Annotated in this window: 20 protein-coding genes and 1 pseudogene; 15 read left to right on the forward strand and 6 right to left on the reverse strand. The window is 69.3% G+C overall.

The genetic code is table 11. From position 1 onward, the window contains the following. Nucleotides 1-3: 3 nt before the first annotated feature. From ACWEIJ_RS21785 to ACWEIJ_RS21795, 3 genes are all read right to left on the reverse strand, one after another. Nucleotides 4-1,425: a hypothetical protein gene (locus ACWEIJ_RS21785; protein WP_449839023.1), complete on the reverse strand. Its 1,422-nt coding sequence runs from the start codon at nucleotides 1,423-1,425 to the stop codon at nucleotides 4-6. Between the two features lie 9 nt (nucleotides 1,426-1,434). Then, nucleotides 1,435-2,052 (reverse strand): TetR/AcrR family transcriptional regulator, encoded by a 618-nt coding sequence (locus tag ACWEIJ_RS21790; RefSeq protein ID WP_449839024.1) that lies wholly within the window; start codon nucleotides 2,050-2,052, stop codon nucleotides 1,435-1,437. Between the two features lie 78 nt (nucleotides 2,053-2,130). After that, nucleotides 2,131-2,718, reverse strand: coding sequence for a D-alanyl-D-alanine carboxypeptidase family protein (locus ACWEIJ_RS21795; protein WP_449839025.1), 588 nt, complete (start codon nucleotides 2,716-2,718; stop codon nucleotides 2,131-2,133). Nucleotides 2,719-2,998: 280 nt separating this feature from the next. On the opposite strand from ACWEIJ_RS21795, the gene ACWEIJ_RS21800 reads away from it, so the two are divergent. The 3 genes from ACWEIJ_RS21800 to ACWEIJ_RS21810 all read left to right on the forward strand — a co-directional run bounded on the left by ACWEIJ_RS21800 (nucleotide 2,999) and on the right by ACWEIJ_RS21810 (nucleotide 5,789). After that, on the forward strand, nucleotides 2,999-3,355 hold the full coding sequence (locus ACWEIJ_RS21800; protein WP_449839026.1) for an SSI family serine proteinase inhibitor: 357 nt from the start codon (nucleotides 2,999-3,001) through the stop codon (nucleotides 3,353-3,355). Nucleotides 3,356-3,482: 127 nt separating this feature from the next. Next, a complete protein-coding gene (locus ACWEIJ_RS21805; RefSeq protein WP_449839027.1) occupies nucleotides 3,483-4,580 on the forward strand; it encodes a calcium:proton antiporter in 1,098 nt (365 codons plus the stop codon). A 78-nt stretch (nucleotides 4,581-4,658) separates the two neighbouring features. Beyond that, a complete protein-coding gene (locus ACWEIJ_RS21810) occupies nucleotides 4,659-5,789 on the forward strand; it encodes a lipase family protein (RefSeq protein ID WP_449839028.1) in 1,131 nt (376 codons plus the stop codon). On the opposite strand, the gene ACWEIJ_RS21815 is transcribed toward ACWEIJ_RS21810, so the two are convergent. Next, nucleotides 5,779-6,171: a hypothetical protein gene (locus tag ACWEIJ_RS21815; RefSeq protein ID WP_449839029.1), complete on the reverse strand. Its 393-nt coding sequence runs from the start codon at nucleotides 6,169-6,171 to the stop codon at nucleotides 5,779-5,781. The genes ACWEIJ_RS21810 and ACWEIJ_RS21815 overlap by 11 nt on opposite strands. An 89-nt stretch (nucleotides 6,172-6,260) precedes the next feature. Between ACWEIJ_RS21815 and ACWEIJ_RS21820 the strand changes: the two are divergent. Both ACWEIJ_RS21820 and ACWEIJ_RS21825 read left to right on the forward strand, forming a co-directional pair. Beyond that, a pseudogene (locus ACWEIJ_RS21820) lies at nucleotides 6,261-6,368 on the forward strand (TetR/AcrR family transcriptional regulator); the annotation flags it as partial. A 27-nt stretch (nucleotides 6,369-6,395) separates the two neighbouring features. After that, nucleotides 6,396-6,767, forward strand: coding sequence for a hypothetical protein (locus tag ACWEIJ_RS21825; RefSeq protein WP_449839230.1), 372 nt, complete (start codon nucleotides 6,396-6,398; stop codon nucleotides 6,765-6,767). Here ACWEIJ_RS21825 and ACWEIJ_RS21830 read toward each other — a convergent pair. Further along, nucleotides 6,742-7,200: a DUF3291 domain-containing protein gene (locus tag ACWEIJ_RS21830; RefSeq protein ID WP_449839030.1), complete on the reverse strand. Its 459-nt coding sequence runs from the start codon at nucleotides 7,198-7,200 to the stop codon at nucleotides 6,742-6,744. The two genes, ACWEIJ_RS21825 and ACWEIJ_RS21830, sit on opposite strands and share 26 nt — an antisense overlap. A gap of 25 nt (nucleotides 7,201-7,225) precedes the next feature. Between ACWEIJ_RS21830 and ACWEIJ_RS21835 the strand changes: the two genes are divergently transcribed. From ACWEIJ_RS21835 to ACWEIJ_RS21845, 3 genes are all read left to right on the forward strand, one after another. Continuing rightward, nucleotides 7,226-8,161 (forward strand): D-2-hydroxyacid dehydrogenase family protein, encoded by a 936-nt coding sequence (locus tag ACWEIJ_RS21835; RefSeq protein ID WP_449839031.1) that lies wholly within the window; start codon nucleotides 7,226-7,228, stop codon nucleotides 8,159-8,161. Nucleotides 8,162-8,250: 89 nt separating this feature from the next. Further along, nucleotides 8,251-8,577, forward strand: a complete 327-nt coding sequence (locus ACWEIJ_RS21840; RefSeq protein WP_449839032.1) for an NmrA family NAD(P)-binding protein — start codon at nucleotides 8,251-8,253, stop codon at nucleotides 8,575-8,577. 13 nt (nucleotides 8,578-8,590) lie between these two features. Further along, the gene (locus tag ACWEIJ_RS21845) at nucleotides 8,591-9,043 is read left to right on the forward strand and encodes an SRPBCC family protein (protein ID WP_449839033.1); all 453 of its coding nucleotides are present in this window, start codon (nucleotides 8,591-8,593) and stop codon (nucleotides 9,041-9,043) included. Nucleotides 9,044-9,052: 9 nt separating this feature from the next. Here the strand turns inward: ACWEIJ_RS21845 and ACWEIJ_RS21850 are convergent, their stop codons facing one another. After that, nucleotides 9,053-9,847, reverse strand: a complete 795-nt coding sequence (locus tag ACWEIJ_RS21850; RefSeq protein WP_449839034.1) for a PaaX family transcriptional regulator — start codon at nucleotides 9,845-9,847, stop codon at nucleotides 9,053-9,055. An 86-nt stretch (nucleotides 9,848-9,933) separates the two neighbouring features. Between ACWEIJ_RS21850 and ACWEIJ_RS21855 the strand changes: the two genes are divergently transcribed. From ACWEIJ_RS21855 to ACWEIJ_RS21885, 7 genes are all read left to right on the forward strand, one after another. After that, nucleotides 9,934-10,812 (forward strand): SDR family NAD(P)-dependent oxidoreductase, encoded by an 879-nt coding sequence (locus ACWEIJ_RS21855; RefSeq protein WP_449839035.1) that lies wholly within the window; start codon nucleotides 9,934-9,936, stop codon nucleotides 10,810-10,812. Beyond that, nucleotides 10,809-11,684, forward strand: a complete 876-nt coding sequence (locus ACWEIJ_RS21860) for an amidohydrolase family protein (protein ID WP_449839036.1) — start codon at nucleotides 10,809-10,811, stop codon at nucleotides 11,682-11,684. Before ACWEIJ_RS21855 ends, ACWEIJ_RS21860 begins: the two co-directional genes overlap by 4 nt. Beyond that, a complete protein-coding gene (locus tag ACWEIJ_RS21865; protein WP_449839037.1) occupies nucleotides 11,681-12,133 on the forward strand; it encodes a MaoC family dehydratase in 453 nt (150 codons plus the stop codon). The genes ACWEIJ_RS21860 and ACWEIJ_RS21865 overlap by 4 nt, the downstream gene beginning before the upstream one ends. Nucleotides 12,134-12,145: 12 nt before the next feature. Continuing rightward, nucleotides 12,146-13,426 (forward strand): MFS transporter, encoded by a 1,281-nt coding sequence (locus ACWEIJ_RS21870; protein WP_449839038.1) that lies wholly within the window; start codon nucleotides 12,146-12,148, stop codon nucleotides 13,424-13,426. A 236-nt stretch (nucleotides 13,427-13,662) separates the two neighbouring features. Beyond that, on the forward strand, nucleotides 13,663-14,751 hold the full coding sequence (locus ACWEIJ_RS21875) for a mandelate racemase/muconate lactonizing enzyme family protein (RefSeq protein WP_449839039.1): 1,089 nt from the start codon (nucleotides 13,663-13,665) through the stop codon (nucleotides 14,749-14,751). A gap of 30 nt (nucleotides 14,752-14,781) precedes the next feature. After that, entirely contained in the window at nucleotides 14,782-16,731 is a 1,950-nt protein-coding gene (locus ACWEIJ_RS21880; RefSeq protein WP_449839040.1) for an alpha-galactosidase D, read from the forward strand. Between the two features lie 19 nt (nucleotides 16,732-16,750). After that, nucleotides 16,751-17,710 (forward strand): carbohydrate ABC transporter permease, encoded by a 960-nt coding sequence (locus ACWEIJ_RS21885; protein WP_449839041.1) that lies wholly within the window; start codon nucleotides 16,751-16,753, stop codon nucleotides 17,708-17,710. Nucleotide 17,711: the final 1 nt, after the last annotated feature.

Here is a 17,711-nt window from a genome sequence, read left to right on the forward strand (position 1 = left end):
ACCTCACCACAGGAACACGAGCCTGAGGAAGTAGACGACCAGGGCCAGCGTGGGCACCAGCAGCAGGACCTTGCCGTACACCGCGAGCAGGTGGCTGTTGGTCCGCGGGCCCAGCGCCCTCTTGCGCGCACCGATCTGCCGCAGTGCGAACTGGATCGCACGAGCCACGTGGAAGCCCGCCGAGCCACCCTTGTCCTTCTCACCGGGCAACGGCCCGACCGGTTGCACGCGCGGGGTCCAGTCCTGGTCGAAGACGACCACCTCCGACGTCCACTTGCCAGGCGCGGCAACGGCTTTCGCGGGCTTCGGCAGGTGGGCGTCCAGCCGTTCGGCGAGGTCGGGACGGCCGCCGGGGATGAGCAGGACGAGCTTGCCCGGCGGCTGGGTGGCTCGTGCCTGGTCGACCTCCCACCACACGCCGTCGCCGTCACCGAGCCGCAGCACGATGAGCTGCGACAGGCCCATCAGCTTCAGGACACCGGCCTGCCAGTCCTCGCCGGGCAGGTAGAACCGCGCCGCGCCGAGGTGCGGCAGCTCCTCGTCCGGCCTGCCCACGGCGACCACCGGACCGAACGCCCTGAGCGCGCCGATCAGGTGTTCCTCCAGCGAGTGGATGCTCACCACGCCGGTCCACAGCACGCCGGGCAGTTCGTCGACGGCCGCCGCGTCCTGGTCGTCGCCGAAGCCGCGCAGGTACAGCACCGGTGCGCGCCAGTCGTTGCGCAGCGTCTGGGCCGCGGTTCTGGCCGCTCTGGGGCGGGAGTAGCGCAGGACGTAGTAGGCGATCGGCAACGCGACGATGCCGCCCACGAGGATGACACCTCTAGCGGCCCAAGGAAGTTCATAGGCACGGGTCGCCGCCACCACCGCGAGGAAGCCGACGACCAGGAACGTGTAGCCGATCCCGGTGACCACCAGGAAGACCGGCCGCCGCCACCACGGTCGCGGCGGCACGTACTGGAGCACCAGCTCGACCACCTCGGCGTTGGCCTTCCTGCGGCGGTGGCGCAGGACGAGCGCGGCGGCGGTCAGCAGGGCACCGGCGACGAGCCACGGCAGCGCCCGCCCCCAGGCCTCGGCGGACCTGTCGTCGAGCGACTGCTGGTCCTGCGCGATCTTCTCGGGCACGTCGCGGGTGAACCGGCGGGCGAGATCCATGTCGCCCTCGTCGGCCGCACTGGCCCCCAGGGAGATCGACACGTCCGCCTTGCGGCCGAATCCGTGCTCGTAGAACCAGCTGGCGGCCGCGCGGGTGCCGTTGGCATCGCCCCGGTCCAGCGCGGCGACGAACGCGGCGTACTGCGCGGGGGCGTCGTGGAAGGCGTTGCGCTCACGCAGATCGATGCCCGCCGTGATGGCGAGCAGCAACGCCACGTAGGCGACGACGGCTGCGATCGCCGTGACGAGCCGGGTAGTCGTCTGCACGGCTTCACGTTACGGCCGGGTGATCGCCGCCAACATGAGTTCGCGGATCTCCGTCGCGATCTCGTCCACCGCCAGCGGCGGTTCGTGCGCCTGCCACTCCCGCAGCAGCCCGGTGACCGCCCCCACCAACGCGATCGCGGTCAGCCGGTACGACCGTTGCGGCGCCACTCCGGCGGCCGCCGCCCGCAGGGCTTCGGACTCGATGAACTCCGCCCACGTGGTCACCCACCGGACGTGCTGCCGCTCGATCTCCGCGTTCACCCCGACGGCCTCCACGTAGTTGAGGCGCGGCGCACGGGGATCCGCGGTCACGGTGCGCACGAACACTTCCAGCAGCGTCGCGATCCGGACGGACACCTCGGCGGTCTCCAGCTCGATGAGCGCCGTGCGCACTTGGGCGAACGCGGTGGCGTTGATCAGGTCGTGCAGCTCGCGGAGCAGGTCCTCCTTGGAACCGAACTCCTCGTAGAAGTTCCGCGTGGAGACACCGGCCTCCGTGCACAGCTCGGTGATCTTGGTGGCGGCGAAGCCCGTGCTGGTGAAGAGCTCCAGGCCGGCCTGGAGCAACCGAGCGCGCCGCTCGGCTCTGCGCTGCTCTGGCGACACACCGCCGTAGGCACGAGGCACCGGAGGGCTCCAATCCGGTAATCAAGGTTGTCAGATTACGTCGGCGCAACCTCGGCCGCACCCCGGACGTCTGGACCTTCAGCTGCCGGTCGCGCTTCTCTCCAGCGCGGGGCAGCCCTGGGTGGAGTAGGCGGCGTTGTACTCGAAATGCCACTGCTCGTTTTCGTAACGGCGGCACCAGCCGAGGGTGCTGCCGTTTTTCTCGACCCATTGCGCCGATTCGATCGGCTGGATGTCGACCGCATATCCGTGAACGTGCATCGAGCGGTCCGGCGGGTTCAGCACATAGCGCGAGGCGAGTTCTTCGGTGCCGAACTTCTGCACGGCGTCGTCGAACTCCTTCCGCTGCTGCTGGCGGCTGCGCTTGCCGTCGTTCAGGCAGAGCTGGACGCCCTGGCTGGAAGCCTTGGCGCGCAACGACTTCCACGCCTGAAGCACCTCAGGGCGCAGGCCGTCGGGCGCCTCGTCGAGGTAGCGGGCGTCGATCGCGCACTTCGGTCCGTCCGGCGGTCCCGGCACCTCCTCCAGAATCGCGAGGGCCTTTCCCGGATGCCGGTCGAACACGAGCGTCAATCTGCCCAGGTAACCCAGCGCGCCGCCGGCGGAAACCACGAGTGTGACGATCAGCAGCACGCCGAACACGACGCGTCTGGAGGTCTTGGACATGATTTGAATAATACGTCGGCGCGCGGTGGTTCTGTCAGCAACCCGTAACAGTCGGTCGGCAGCTGTGTCACGGTGAACGTGTCGTGCGACACAGCCGTTCGGCCCAATCACGCTTTCGGCGCAACGGCCAAATGTGATCGGTGAACGAGTGCTGGCCCCTTTTGCATCGGTGAAACGTGGTGGCAACATCTGCGTCGGCCGAGAACCGGCCTGTTTTTGTGAGGTCTCAGGAGGACCGTTTTTCATGTTCGGCCGCATCTTTGCGATCGTTGCTGTGTTCATGTCGCTTTTCGCCCTCGCCGGCACCGCGCAGGCCGCCCCGGCCGCACGCCCCGCGACCGCGCTGGTGCTCACCGTCCGGTACTCGGACGTCGAGGGCAACGCCGTCAAGGCCACCGTCCTGACCTGCGAACGAGGTGACCTCCACCCGCGCAGGGCCCTCGCCTGCGCGCAGTTGGCGGCCACCGGGGCGGACCTGGGGGCCATGCGGTCCGACAACCGCGCCTGCACGTTCATCTACGCGCCGGTCGAGGTGTCGGTGTTCGGCTTCTGGCGAGGTGCGCCCGTCAACGAGGTGCACACCTACCCGAACTCGTGCGTCATGCTGGCGCACACCGGTGCTGTGTTCGACTTTTAAAGTTCACGGCACCGGCCATTAATGTGCAGCGGGGCGCGGCAGGGGCGCTCCGCTGCACATTTTATCGGGCAGAAATGGGTGTTGCTCCGAATGGCGGCCAGGACGGCCCGCGTGCGAGGGTGTGATCATGGCCGCCTCCTCGCGCTTCCCCCTGCTGTCCTGGACGACCATCGCCCCCGTGCTCGGCGTGCTCCTGCTCGCCCTGGCCTGGGGGCGCGACCTCGCACCCGTGCTCGTCGCCCTGGTCGCCGTCGTGCTCGCGGCCACCGTGCTGGCGGCCGTGCACCACGCCGAAGTCGTGGCGCTGCGGGTGGGGGAGCCGTTCGGATCGCTGGTCCTCGCGGTCGCGGTCACGATCATCGAGGTGGCCCTGATCGTCACGCTGATGGTCTCCGGCGGCCCGGAGGCCTCGTCGCTCGCCCGCGACACGGTCTTCGCCGCGGTCATGATCACCACGAACGGCATCGTCGGCATCGCGTTGCTGCTCGGCGCCCTCAAGCACGGCACGACCCTCTTCAACGCCGAGGGCAGCGGCGGCGCGCTGGCCACCGTGATCACGCTCGCCACCCTCACGCTGGTGCTGCCGACGTTCACCACGACCACGCCCGGCCCCGAGTTCTCCGGCCCGCAGCTCGCGTTCGCCGCCCTCGCCTCCCTGGCCCTGTACGCGATGTTCGTCTTCACCCAGACCGTCCGGCACCGCGACTTCTTCCTGCCCGTCACCGAGAACGGCGTGATCGAGAGCGAGGAGCACGCCGAGGCGCCGTCGGGCAGGGCCGCGCTCGCGTCGCTCGGCCTCCTGCTCGTCGCCCTGGTCGCGGTGGTCGGCCTCGCCAAGATCGAGTCGCCCGCGATCGAGGCCGGCGTGCGGGCCGCTGGGTTCCCGCAGTCGTTCGTCGGCGTCGTGATCGCCCTGCTGGTGCTGCTGCCCGAGACGATCGCCGCTGCCAGGGCCGCGTTGCGCGACCGGATCCAGACCAGCCTCAACCTCGGCTACGGCTCGGCGATCGCGAGCATCGGCCTGACCATCCCGACCATCGCGCTAGCCACGGTCTGGCTGGACGGCCCGCTGCTGCTCGGTCTCGGCCCGATGCAGATGACCCTGTTGCTGTTGACGGTCCTGGTCAGCGTGCTGACGGTCGTGCCGGGCCGGGCGACGAGGCTGCAGGGCGGCGTGCACCTGGTGCTGCTGGCCGCGTTCCTCTTCCTCGCGGTGAATCCATAAAGCCGAACAGCCTATTGCCCCGTTGCGACGTTCGGCCCTAGATTGCGGTAACGCCGGTTACCACAAAGGGGTCCAACGATGCAGCTCCGCGCCGTGCTCGCCGCCGTTCTCCTGTTATCAGCCCTGGTCACACCCGCTGCGGCGGCCGCACCGGGCGATCTGGTCAGCAGTCAGGAGGTGGCCTGGCACCCGGAGCCGTTGAGGTTGTTGCCCGCTCCGGTGAAGGCCTACGAGATCCGCTACCGCTCGACGTCCGCGACCGGTACGGGCAACGTCGTGTCCGGCATGGTCCTGGTCTCTCCGCTGCCGTGGACCAACGGCCCGCGCCCGATCGTCGCCTACGCGATGGGCACGCAGGGCATGGCCGACCGCTGCGCGCCGTCGCAGCAGCTGCAGAACGGCAGCGAACCCGAGATCGCCTTCCTCGCGCAGGCCATGTTCAACGGCTGGGCCGTCGCCGTCACCGACTACGAAGGCCTTGGCACGCCAGGGGATCACACCTACGCGGTGGCCCGCTCGGAAGGCCGCGCGCTGCTGGACGTGGCACGTGCGGCGAGCAACATCCCCGGCCTGTCCGCGGCCGCGCCGGTCGGCGTCTTCGGTTACTCGCAGGGCGGTCAGGCGGCGTCGTCCGCCGCCGAGCAGTGGAAGTCGTACGCGCCTTCGCTGAACGTCGTCGGCGTCGCGGCCGGCGGGGTGCCGGCCGACCTGAACGCGGTCGCGAAGTTCAACGACGGCAACGCCGGGTCGGGACTGGTGTTCGCGGCGGCGGCGGGATACGCCGCGGCCTACCCCGAACTGCCGCTGGCGGAGGTCCTCAACGACCGCGGCCGGCAGGTCGTCGACCAGATCCGCGACTCCTGCGTCGCCGAGATCGCCCTGGTGGCACCGTTCACGCGGATCAACTCGCTGACCACGAGGCCGGACGTCATGCAGGACCCGGTGTGGCAGAACAGGTTGGTGGAGAACTCGCTCGGTTCGGTCAGGCCCGCCGCGCCCGTGTACCTCTACCACGGCACGGTCGACGAGCTGATCCCGTTCAGCGTCGGGCAGAAGCTGCGCTCGCAGTGGTGCGGGCTCGGTGCGGACGTGCAGTGGACCGCGTTGCCGCTGCTGGGGCACATCGCCGCGATCAGCGCGTGGGGTTCGAACGCGCTGAACTGGCTGGGCGACCGCTTCGCCGGCAAGCCCACGCGTCCTAACTGCTGATCACCGCGGCGGCGAGGGCCGGGAACCAGGCCACTGGCGCGATCCACGCGTGCGCCAGTGGCAACGGCCTCTTCAGCAGGTACTTCACCGCCTGGAAGTAGGCGATTCCCCTGGCGTCGGGATTGCGCCGGCGCCAGCCCCTCACCATCAGCATGTCGCCGAACGTGTTGTGCAGGGTGAGCACCGCGAAGCCGGTCCACGCCAGCACCGCCGAACCCGTGGTGACGAAGCCGATCCAGATGCCGAGCCCGGTCAGTGCGGTGGCCAGGTGGTAGTAGGCCAGGCGTGGCACCTGTCTTCGCGCTCTGAGCACACGCGCCAGCAGCACCAGTCCGATCACGCTGTTGAGCACCCACGCGGCCAGGGCGATTGTCGCTGTCATGGACCGACAGTACTACGTTCGTAGTGTCTCGTCACTACGTTTATAGTGAGCAGGTGACTGCGAACCGGGAACGCGCCCTCGCCGCCGCCGTCGACCTGCTCGGCACCGAAGGGCTGCGCGGCCTGACGCACGCGCGGGTGGACGACCGCGCGGGCCTGCCCAAGGGGTCGACGTCGAACTACTTCCGCAGCCGGGCGGCCCTGCTGGACGGGGTCATGGACTGGATGGTGCGCCAGGAGGTCCCGACGGTCGAGGCGGCGTTGCGGCCGGAGTCACCGGAAGACCTGATCGACGAGCTGTGCCGGCTCTACGAGTTCATGACCGGGCCGAACGTCGTCACGGTCAAGGCGCGCATGGTGCTGTGGGTGGAAGCCGCGACGAACCTCCAGGTGCGGGAGGCGTTGTCGCGCGGCCGGGCCACGATGACCTCGATGCTGGTCCCGGCACTGGCAAGCCTCGGGGTGCGTGATCCGCTGGCCGCCTCGGACGCGATCGGGATGTGCGTGCAGGGCCTGTTCCTGCAGCAGTTCGCGCGGGACGAGGCGATCGACCCGCGGCCGCTGCTGGAGATCATCGTGCGAGGTGCTCTGGCGTGAACCGCTTCCGGAACGTGAAGCCCTCCGGCGTCGGCCCCTCCCGCCGGACCAGGTCGAGCTTCGCGAGCCCTTCCTCGGTCGTCGGCCGGTGACCAGCGGGCACCCACCACATCACGTCCAGCGCGGTCGCCGGGTCGAACCACTTGGCGCTGCGCTGCACCGCCTCCAGGTGGATGCCGCCGTAGGTGAACTCCCACAACGCCTCCACCGACTCCCAGACGCTGAGGTTGAACGCCTCCCGCATCGGGTCGTGGCCCAGCCGGCTCAGGTCGGCGATCATCTCCTCCGACGTCGGCCGCCACACGAAACCGGGTTCCTGCCGCGCGAGTTCGTCGATCGGGTCGACGCGGCGGGTGAACCCGCGCATCCGCCAGTGGTCGAACGGCCAGAGGCCGGTCGTGATGTTGGCCTGGGCCAGGTGGAATTCCCCCATGCGCCCACTCTGACATGATCAGCCCATGAGGTGTGTGGTGCTGGACGACTACCAGGGTGTGGCGCTCGCCAACGCGGACTGGTCGGGCCTCGACGTGACCGTGCTGCGCGAGCACCTGGACGACCCGGCCGGCGCGCTGGCGGACGCCGAGTGCGTCGTGATCATGCGCGAGCGCACGCCGTTCACCGCGGAGCTGTTCGCCCGGCTGCCGAAGCTGCGCCTGCTGATCACCAGCGGCATGCGCAACGCCTCGATCGACCTCGCGGCCGCGCGCGAACACGGCGTCACGGTCTGCGGCACCGGCAGCGCGAAGACCCCGCCGACCGAGCTGACCTGGGCGTTGATCCTCGGGCTCGCGCGGCACCTCGCGGCGGAGAACGCGGCCTTCCACTCCGGCGGCCCGTGGCAGAGCACGGTCGGCGTCGACCTCGCCGGCCGCACGCTCGGCCTGGTCGGTTTCGGCCACCTCGGCAGGGCGGTCGGGCGGATCGGCCAGGCGTTCGGCATGGACGTCGTGGCGTGGAGTCAGAACCTCACCGCCGAGCGGACCGAGCCGGAAGGGGTGCGGCTCGCGTCCGGGCTGCACGAGCTGCTCGAACAGGCCGACTTCGCGTCCGTGCACCTGGTGCTGAGCGACCGCACCCGCGGCCTGCTGGACGCCGCCGCACTGGCCCGCCTCAGGCCCACCGCGTTCCTGGTCAACACCTCGCGCGCCGCCATCGTCGACCGCGACGCCCTGCTGAACGTGTTGCGGCACAACCGGATCGCGGGCGCGGGCCTGGACGTGTTCGAGACCGAACCGCTGCCGCTCGACGACGAGCTCAGGACGTTGCCGAACGTGCTCGCCACCCCGCACCTCGGGTACGTCACCGAGTCCAACTACCGCACGTACTTCGCGGAGGCCGTCGAGGACGTCCACGCGTTCCTCCGCGGCACGCCCGTCCGGGAGCTGACCGGCTGAGTAGCGGCTCCGGGCGGTTCGGCGATACACGGATGTGGACTCTCGTCTCGTCGCGGTCACCGGCGCCACCGGCCGGCAGGGGTGGTGCGGTGGCACGGCACCTGCTCGCGGACGGCTGGCGGGTGCGGGCGCTGACCCGTGATCCCTCGTCGCCCGCGGCTGCCCGGCTGGTCTCGGCCGGCGCCGAGGTGGTGCGCGCGGACCTGGACTCACCGGAGTCGCTGCGATCGGCCTTCGCCGGTGCGCACGGCGTGTTCAGCGTCCAGAACCCGATGATCGGCGGGCCGGAGGTCCGTCAGGGCACGGCGGTCGGGGTGCACGCGAATCCCGTTGCCGCCGATCCCGCCGCCACCCGTGCCGTGCTGCCGTCCGCGCAGACCGTCCAGGAATGGCTGGATCGTCGAACCTACTCGTAGTAAGTTCGGCGGCATGACCCCTGACGCCACCGCGCACATCGACGTCGCGGCCTCACCGCAACGGGTGTTCGACCTGGTCAGCGACCTGCGCGGGCTCGGCGGCGTCGCCGAGGAGTACTCGGGCGGGCGGTGGCTGGGCGTGGCCGGCCCGCGCGTGGGCGCCCGGTTCCGCGGCGTGAACCGGCGCGGCTGGCGGGTGTGGCCCACGACGTCCACGGTCACCGACTGCTCGGTCGAGCGGTTCGCGTTCGAGGTGAGTTCGTTCGGCATGGCGGTGTCGCGCTGGCAGTACGACATCGAGGAGACCGCGTCGGGGTGCCGGGTCACCGAGTCCACGTGGGACCGCCGGCCGGGGTGGTACAAGCCGATCACGGTGCTGGCGACCGGGGTGAAGGACCGCGCGGTCACGAACCAGGCCAACATCGAGGCGACGCTGGCGCGGTTGAAGCAGGCCGCGGAGGCCTGACCGGCTCGCTCAGATGGAGATCGACTCCACCGCGGCCTCGGCCAGCGGGGCGGCGGACTTCCGGTACCGCGTGGCGAGCGTCTGGAACAGCTGCTCGGCCTCGATCGCCGGCCAGTCGGCGGCCAGCAGCTCGGCGGGCAGGTGCGGGTCCTGACGCACCAGGTCGAGCCAGTCCCCGTGCAGCACGAGCTGGCGGGCGAGGTCGTCCGGCAGTGAGGCCTGCGGTGCGCGGCCGCCCCACCGCTTGAGGAAGTCCTGGTAGCGGGCGGCGATGGCGTCCGTGTCGAACGCGCGCGTGGCCAGGTCGGCGGCCTCCGTCGGCTTCGCGTGCTGGGCGGTGAACACCGTGACGTTCTCGGTCAGGTCGAGCTCGGTGACCATCTGCGCGACGTCGCGGGTGCCGGGGGCGATCCACAGGCCGTTCTGCACCGGGCCGAAGCCCGCCCACTGCAGCTGGGTGCGCAGGTCGTGGCGTTCGCCGCGCCGGCCCTCCGGCAGTGAGAAGCCCACCAGGGTCCAGGTGCCGTCCCAGTCGCGGTTGACGGCGCCGCGCTGCCAGATGCGCTGTTCGCCGTCCAGCAGCACGTCGTTCGCGCGCTGGGTCAGTCCGAAGTAGACCTTGCGCCCGCTGCGGTGCTTCTCGAGCAGGCCGCGGCTGGTCATCCGGCTCAGGGTCGAGCGCACCGCCTCCTCGGAGACGTCCACGCGGCCGAAGACGTCGATCACGCTGCCCGAGTACACGGCGATGTCGCGGCCGAGCACGTACAGGCCGAGGAAGTTGAGCAAGAGGGACTGCGGCGTCACCCTGTCACGATACATGTTGGGCAGAATCTAGACGAGCGTCACGAATATGTCGTACTTTGAGGGTCCCAACGGAGAGGACTCGTCGGATGGAGCTGTCGGGAAAGGTCGCGATCGTCACGGGCGCCGGTCGCGGGCTGGGGCGTGCCTACGCGGAGGCGTTGGCGCGCAACGGGGCCAAGGTCGTCGTCAACGACGTGGACGAGGTCGCGGAGGAGGTCGCTGCCGCCATCGGAGGCAAGGCGGTGATCGCGCCGGTCGGGCCCACCGAGACCGCGGACCGGCTCGTCGCCACCGCCGTCGAGGAGTTCGGACGGCTCGACGTGCTGGTCACCAACGCCGGCATCCTGCGCGACCGCGTGCTGTGGAAGATGAGCGACGACGACTTCGACGCCGTGATCAACGTCCACCTGCGCGGCACGTTCACGTGCGCCCGCGCGGCGGCCGTGCGCATGCGCGAGCAGGGGACGGGCGGCAGCCTCGTGCTCATCTCGTCACCGGCGGGGCAGCGCGGCAACTTCGGTCAGACCAACTACGCCGCCGCGAAGGCGGGCATCGCCGCGATGGCCCGCACCTGGGCCCTGGAGCTCGCCAAGGCGGACATCGCCGTCAACGCGGTGATCCCGGTGGCCGCCACCGAGATGACCAGGACGATCCCCGCGTTCGCGCCGTTGATCGAGGAAGCGGAACGGAATGGCACGCCGTTGCCCGCCTGGGTGCGCCGCGACGAGGGTCTCGGCACGGTCGAGGACGTCGCCGAGCTGATCGTCTACCTCGCCTCGGAGAAGGCGAAGGGCGTGACCGGACAGGCGATCGGCATCGGTGGCGACCGGCTCGCCCTGTGGTCGCACCCGGCCGAGAAGCACGTCCTGTTCGCGGACGGCGGCTGGAAGGCGGACGAGATCGCCGAGCGGTGGGACGCGTTCCAGCCCGAGACCTACGGCATCCCGGCACCGGTGGCGCCGTGAACGTCGACGACCTGGTCGCCATCGACGTGCACACGCACGCCGAGATCTCGAAGGACGGCCACGGCGCGCTCAGCCCGGCGCTGATGGAGGCCTCCACCAAGTACTTCAAGGCCGGACACCGGCAGCCGACGATCGCCGAGACCGCGGCGATCTACCGCGAGCGGAAGATGGCCGCGGTGATCTTCACGGTCGATGCCGAGCACGCCACCGGGCATCCGCGCATCTCCAACGAGGAGATCGCCGCGTCCTGCGCCGAGCACGCCGACGTGCTGATCCCGTTCGCGAGCGTCGACCCGTGGAAGGGCCGCGCCGCCGTCCGCGAGGCACGCCGGCTGGTGGAGGAGCACGGGGTCCGCGGCTTCAAGTTCCACCCCAGCCTGCAGGACTTCTCGCCGAACGACAGGATGGCCTACCCGCTCTACGAGGCCATCGAGGAGCTCGGGGTGCCCGCGCTGTTCCACAGTGGACAGACCGGGATCGGTGCCGGGGTGCCGGGCGGTGGCGGCATCCGGCTCAAGCACTCCAACCCGATGCTCGTCGACGACGTGGCGGTGGACTTCCCGCACCTGAAGATCGTGCTGGCGCACCCGTCGTTCCCGTGGCAGGACGAGGCGCTCGCGGTCGCCACGCACAAGCCGTTCGTCCACATCGACCTGTCCGGCTGGTCGCCGAAGTACTTCCCGCCGCAGCTCGTCCGCTACGCCAACACCTTGCTGCAGGACAAGGTCCTCTTCGGCTCGGACCACCCGGTGATCACCCCGGACCGCTGGCTCGCCGACTTCGCGAAGCTCGACATCTCCGAAGAGATCCGGCCCAAGATCCTCAAGCACAACGCCGCTCGTCTGCTCGGGCTCACGAAGGAGGACATGTGATCGTCAACGGGATCGCAGAGCTGAAAACCCTGGCACAGCAGGACCTGGGCCACACCGACTGGCTGGAGATCGACCAGAACCGCGTCAACCTGTTCGCCGACGCGACGGACGACCACCAGTGGATCCACGTCGATCCCGAGCGCGCCGCCGGGGGACCGTTCGGCGGCACGATCGCGCACGGCTACCTCACGCTGGCGCTGCTCATCCCGCTCATGAGCGAGCTGCTAGTGATCGAGGGCGTGCGGATGAGCATCAACTACGGCCTGGAGAAGGTGCGGTTCCCGGCTCCCGTCCCGGTGGGCGCCAAGATCCGTCTCAAGGGCACGGTCGCGTCCGTCGACGAGGTAGCGGGCGACGGCGTGCAGGTGGTCATCGACTTCACCATCGAGATCGAAGGCTCCGAAAAGCCCGCGTGCGTCGCGCGCGGGGTTTACCGACACTACGCCTGAGATGAGAGTGCCATGGCGACAACAACGCAGTTACGCCGTGCCGTCGCGTCGAGCTTCCTCGGCAGCGTGATCGAGTACTACGACTTCCTGCTCTACGCCACCGCCTCCGCGGTGGTGTTCAACAAGGTCTTCTTCTCGTCACTGGACCCGCTCGTCGGGACGATCGCGAGCTTCGGCACGTTCGCCACCGGCTATCTCGCCCGGCCGCTCGGCGGTGTCCTCTTCGGACACTTCGGCGACCTGCTGGGACGCAAGAAGATGCTCGTGCTCACCATGAGCCTGATGGGTGTCGCGAGCTTCCTGATCGGTCTGCTGCCCACCTACGCCGCGGCCGGCTGGCTCGCGCCGGCCGGGCTGGTGCTGCTGCGCGTCGTGCAGGGCATCTCCGTCGGCGGCGAGTGGGGCGGCGCGGTGCTGATGTCCGCGGAGCACGCCACCAGCAGGCGTGGGCTGTGGGCGAGCTTCACCAACGCCGGCGCACCGTGCGGCATGGTCCTGTCGACCGCGGCGCTCACCGGCACCGCGGCACTGGTGGGGGAGCAGGCGTTCCTCAGCTGGGGCTGGCGGGTGCCGTTCCTGCTCAGCCTGGTGCTGCTCGCCGTGGGCCTGTTCGTGCGGATGAAGGTCGAGGAGACGCCGGTGTTCGCCGCCGAGCGCAAGCGCACCTCGGCTCCGCTGGTCGACGTGCTGCGCAACCACCCGCGCACGTTGCTGCTCGGCGTCGGTGTCGGGCTGTCGGCGTTCGTCGCCCAGTCCACGCTCACGACGTTCGTGCTCGCGTACGGCGTGCAGGTGGGCAACAGCCGTCAGTCGATCCTCAACGCGCTGACGCTCTCGTCCGCGCTCGCGGTGATCGGCATCCTCGGCTGGTCGGCGGCGTCGGACCGGCTCGGCCGCCGGCCCGTCGTGCTCGGCGGCGCCGTCGTCATGGCCGCGTTCGGGTTCGTGCTGTTCCCGTTGGTGGACAACGGCTACGTCGTGATCGCGCTGGTGCTCGGCCAGGCGTTGATCCACCCGATGATGTACGGCCCGCTCGCCGCGCTGTACAGCGAGCTGTTCAACACCGGCAGCCGCTACACCGGGGCCTCGCTCGGCTACCAGCTCGCGGGCCTCGGCGCCGGTCTCGCACCGCTGCTGTTCGCGCAGGTGCAGGCGAGCGCGGGCACCAGGGCGATCCCGTTCATCCTCGCGGCGTTCTGCGTGCTCACCGTCGTCTGCACGATCGCGCTGCAGGAGACCAGCCGGACCAGCCTGACCGCGGACAGGACCGCGGCCGGGCAGCTGACCGGCTGACTGACAACCGGACAGAAACACTCACATCTTCACACGCACTCCAACAGCCACCAACAGCAGGCATCACGCCGCTGAGCTGCAGACATCGGAGGACCGGAACTTTTTCCGGTCCTCCGTTTTCGTTGTAAACGCTCTCAAGCCTGTGGGAGCGTCTCCAAACGACGGTTGACACCCTCGTAACGCCCGCGTTCAATGCCCGCAAATATCCTATAGGATCAGAGATCCGAGGAGTTGGCGTGGCAAAGGTCCAACGTGCCGAGGCGTTCCAGGTCGACGTGCCCGTCGAGACGCTGCGCACGGACGCGGTCCAGCAGTTCGTCAAGCAGGAGACCGTCTTCGTCGAGATCACCACCGACGACGGCCTCACCGGGCTCGGCTACGCCTACACGATCGGCACGGGCGGCAGCTCGGTGCTCGCCCTGCTGACCGCTCACCTGCTGCCCCGCCTCGTAGGCGCCGACACGCGCCGGATCGAGCACCTCTGGCAGGACCTGTTCGCGAGCACGCGGAGCACGACGGTCGGTGCGATCACCTCGCTCGCGCTCGCGGCCGTCGACACCGCGCTGTGGGACCTGCGCTGCCTGCGCGCCGGGGAACCGTTGTGGCGCATGGCGGGCGGCTTCCGGCAGGAGGTGCCGCTGTACGACACCGAGGGCGGCTGGCTGCACCTGTCCACCGAGGAGCTCGTCGCGGGTGCCAAGAACACCGCGCAGCAGGGCTGGCAGGGCATCAAGATGAAGGTCGGCAAGCCCGATCTCACCGAGGACGTCGAACGTCTCGAAGCCGTCCGGGAGGCCGCCGGCGAGCGGTTCGCGCTCATGGTCGACGCCAACCAGTCCCTGACCGGCGCGGAGGCGATCCGGCGCGCGGACGCGTTCCGGCACGTCAACCTCGCCTGGCTGGAAGAACCGCTGCCCGCCGACGACGTGAGCGGGCACGAACGGCTCGCCAGGGCCACCACCATCCCGATCGCGGTGGGGGAGTCGCTGTACTCGGTGGCCCAGTTCCGCGAGTACCTCGAACGCGGTGCCGCCTCGATCGTCCAGGTCGACGCGGCACGGATCGGCGGCATCACGCCGTTCCTCAAGGTCGCGCACACCGCGGAGGCGTTCAACGCCGACGTCTGCCCGCACTTCCTGATGGAGCTGCACGTCAGCCTCGCCGCCGCGCTGCCCAACGGGAAGTTCGTCGAGCACATCCCGCAGCTGCGCGCGATCACCAAGGGCGAGCTGACCGTCCACAACGGACACGCGCTCGCCCCGGACACGCCAGGTCTCGGCATCGACTGGGACCGCGACGCGATGGAAGACCTCCGGGTCGCCTGAAACACCGCTGGAAATCACAAAGGAGTGGTCTTGAGAGCGTTAGGTGTCGTTGCCGGCCTGCTCGCGTCGCTGATCGCGGTCCCCGCAGCAGCCCAGGCACCCGAAGTCCAGCAGCAGCAGCTCGCCCAGAAGCCCTACCTGGGCTGGAGCAGCTGGAGCCTGCAGGCGACCAACTACCCCGGCGTGAACCCGGACGGTCCGGCCAGCTGGCTGAACGAGAAGAACGTCGTGGCGCAGGCGGACGTCCTCGCCGCGCGGTTCAAGCAGCACGGCTACGACCACGTCAACGTCGACGCGGGCTGGCTCGGCTCGTTCGACGAGTACGGCCGCCCGGTCGCGGACGCCAAGAAGTTCCCGCACGGCATGAAGTGGCTCGGCGACTTCGTGCACGGCAAGGGGCTGAAGTACGGCTCGTACCTCGCGGTGGGCCTGGACCTCAAGGCCTACAACGACGGCAAGACGCCGATCTACAACGCACCCGGCTGCACGACCAAGGACATCGTCTACCCGGACCTGCGCAAGACCAACGGGTGGGACACGGCCTACAAGATGAACTTCGACAACCCGTGCGCGCAGAAGTACATCGACTCGATCGCCCAGGTCATCGCGGGTTACGGCGTCGACTTCCTCAAGCTCGACGGCGTCGGCCCCGGCAGCTTCAAGGGCAGCGAGAACTACGACAACACCAGTGACGTCAAGGCGTGGAACATCGCCCTGCAGCGCACCGGCCGCCCGATCGAGTTCCTGATCTCGTGGGCGCTCAGCCATCGCCAGGCCGAGGTGTGGAAGGCCAACACCAACGGCTGGCGCATCGACACCGACGTCGAGTGCTACTGCCCGACGCTGGTGACCTGGAACAACTCGGTCAAGCAGCGCTTCAACGACGTCGTGCAGTGGATCGACGACGCCGGTCCCGGCCGCTGGAACAACCTCGACAGCCTCAACGTGGGCGTCGGCGAGATGGACGGCATCACCGAGGCCGAGCGGCAGAGCTACATGACGCTGTGGGCGATCTCGAACTCGCCGCTGTACCTGGGCGACGACCTCACCAAGATCGACGACTACGGCTACCGGCTGCTGACCAACGACGAGGTCATCGGGATCGACCAGGCAGGCGTCCCGGCGCGCCCGGTCGACCAGTTCTCCGACCAGCAGGTCTGGTACGCGCGCAACGCCGACGGCAGCTTCACCGTGGCGCTGTTCAACCTCGGTTCCCGGCCCGCCACCGTCACCGCGGACCTCGCGCAGCTGGGCATCAACGGCAACGCCAAGGTCCGCGACGTGTGGGCGCGCAAGGACATCGGCCAGGCGAACGGCTCCTACAGCGCCGACCTGCCGGTGCACGGCACGAAGCTGCTGAAGATCACCCCGCGCACCGCCGTCGCGCCGTCCGTCGTGCAGGGCACCGGCGCCACGCCGACCAGCGTCTCGCTGAAGTGGCAGGGCAGGACCGGCGTCCGTTACGACATCTACGCCAACAACAGGAAGGTCGCCACGACCACCTCGACGAACGCGACCGTCACCGGCCTCACCCCGGCGACCTCCTACGAGTTCACCGTGGTGCAGAACGGAAACCGCGCCAAGCCCGTCTCGTTCGTCACTCCCCGGGAGACGGTCACCTACGAGGCGGAGAAGGGCAGCACCGGTGGCGGCGCGACCGTCTACGGGTGTGCCTGCTCCAACGGCAACAAGGTCGGGTTCATCGGCGGCAGCGGCATTCTCACGATGCCGACGGTGACCGTGCCGCGCGAGGGCACCTACCTGGTCGAGCTGTCCTACGTGGACGGTAGCTCCAGCCGGACCGGCATCGTCACGGTGAACGGCACCGGCTTCAAGCTGCCCGTCGCCGGTGCCAACGACGACAACTGGAACGTGCCGCAGAAGGTCACCGTCCCGATCTACCTGCTGGCCGGCAACAACACGATTCGCTTCGGCAACCCCGACGACTCCGTGTTCGACGTCGACAGCATCCGCATCTAACCCTCGAACAGGAGGCGTCGTGGTGACAACCGTGCAGGACTCCAGCGCCCAGGTCGTGCGTGGTCTCGCCATCACGGCGCCTCCACCTGGGCGCCGCAAAGGCCCCGCCTCGCGCCGCCACGACACGTGGGTCGCGTGGTTGCTCGTCGCGCCCGCCGTCTTCGGGTTCGGCGTGTTCTTCGCCTACCCGATGCTGCGCGGCGTCTACCTGAGCTTCACCGAGTTCCACATCCTCACCCCGCCGGTGTGGACCGGGCTGGCGAACCTCCAGGAGCTGATCAACGACGGCAGGTTCTGGCACTCGCTCGGCGTCACCGCCTACTTCGTCGTCCTGTCGGTGGTGCTGGGCGTCGGCATCTCGCTGATCACCGCGGTCGTGCTGCACCGCCTGGGGGCCGGCACGACCGTCCGCGGGCTGATGATCCTGCCGTTCCTCATCTCCGGCGTGGTCACGGCGCTGGTGTGGACGTGGATGCTCGACCCGCAGCTCGGCATCGTGAACCAGCTGATCACCTGGGTCTTCGGCGAGCCGGTGATGTTCTTCGGCTCCGGCGGCTGGGCGGTGCCGACGCTGGCCGCGCTGAACGTGTGGAAGTCCATGGGCTACAACGCGGTGCTCATCTTCGCGGGCCTGCAGACGATCCCCGTGTCGATCTACGAGGCCGGGCGGATCGACGGCGCGTCGGAGTGGCAGACGTTCCGCTCGCTGACGCTGCCGCTGCTGCGGCCGATCCTGGTGATGGTCGTGGTGCTGAACGTGATCAGCGCGACCCAGGTGTTCGACATCGTCCAGGTCAGCACCAAGGGCGGCCCGGCGGACGCGTCGCTGGTGCTGCAGATGTACATCTACGACAAGGCCTTCGGCCAGTTCGACTTCGGCTATGCCGCCACCATGTCGCTCGCCCTGTTCCTGCTGCTCGTCACGGTCACCTTCACGCAGCTGCGGATGGCCCGTGCCGGCGAGTCGGACACGAACTGAG

It is taken from the genome of Lentzea sp. NPDC004789 (assembly GCF_053601075.1).

Coding starts and splice junctions, on each gene's coding strand:
- ACWEIJ_RS21795 (WP_449839025.1), bottom strand. CDS start 2,718: ATGTCCAAGACCTCCAGACGCGTCGTGTTCGGCGTGCTGCTGATCGTC.
- ACWEIJ_RS21800 (WP_449839026.1), top strand. CDS start 2,999: ATGTCGCTTTTCGCCCTCGCCGGCACCGCGCAGGCCGCCCCGGCCGCA.
- ACWEIJ_RS21805 (WP_449839027.1), top strand. CDS start 3,483: ATGGCCGCCTCCTCGCGCTTCCCCCTGCTGTCCTGGACGACCATCGCC.
- ACWEIJ_RS21810 (WP_449839028.1), top strand. CDS start 4,659: ATGCAGCTCCGCGCCGTGCTCGCCGCCGTTCTCCTGTTATCAGCCCTG.
- ACWEIJ_RS21815 (WP_449839029.1), bottom strand. CDS start 6,171: ATGACAGCGACAATCGCCCTGGCCGCGTGGGTGCTCAACAGCGTGATC.
- ACWEIJ_RS21825 (WP_449839230.1), top strand. CDS start 6,396: ATGGTGCGCCAGGAGGTCCCGACGGTCGAGGCGGCGTTGCGGCCGGAG.
- ACWEIJ_RS21830 (WP_449839030.1), bottom strand. CDS start 7,200: ATGGGGGAATTCCACCTGGCCCAGGCCAACATCACGACCGGCCTCTGG.
- ACWEIJ_RS21835 (WP_449839031.1), top strand. CDS start 7,226: ATGAGGTGTGTGGTGCTGGACGACTACCAGGGTGTGGCGCTCGCCAAC.
- ACWEIJ_RS21845 (WP_449839033.1), top strand. CDS start 8,591: ATGACCCCTGACGCCACCGCGCACATCGACGTCGCGGCCTCACCGCAA.
- ACWEIJ_RS21855 (WP_449839035.1), top strand. CDS start 9,934: ATGGAGCTGTCGGGAAAGGTCGCGATCGTCACGGGCGCCGGTCGCGGG.
- ACWEIJ_RS21870 (WP_449839038.1), top strand. CDS start 12,146: ATGGCGACAACAACGCAGTTACGCCGTGCCGTCGCGTCGAGCTTCCTC.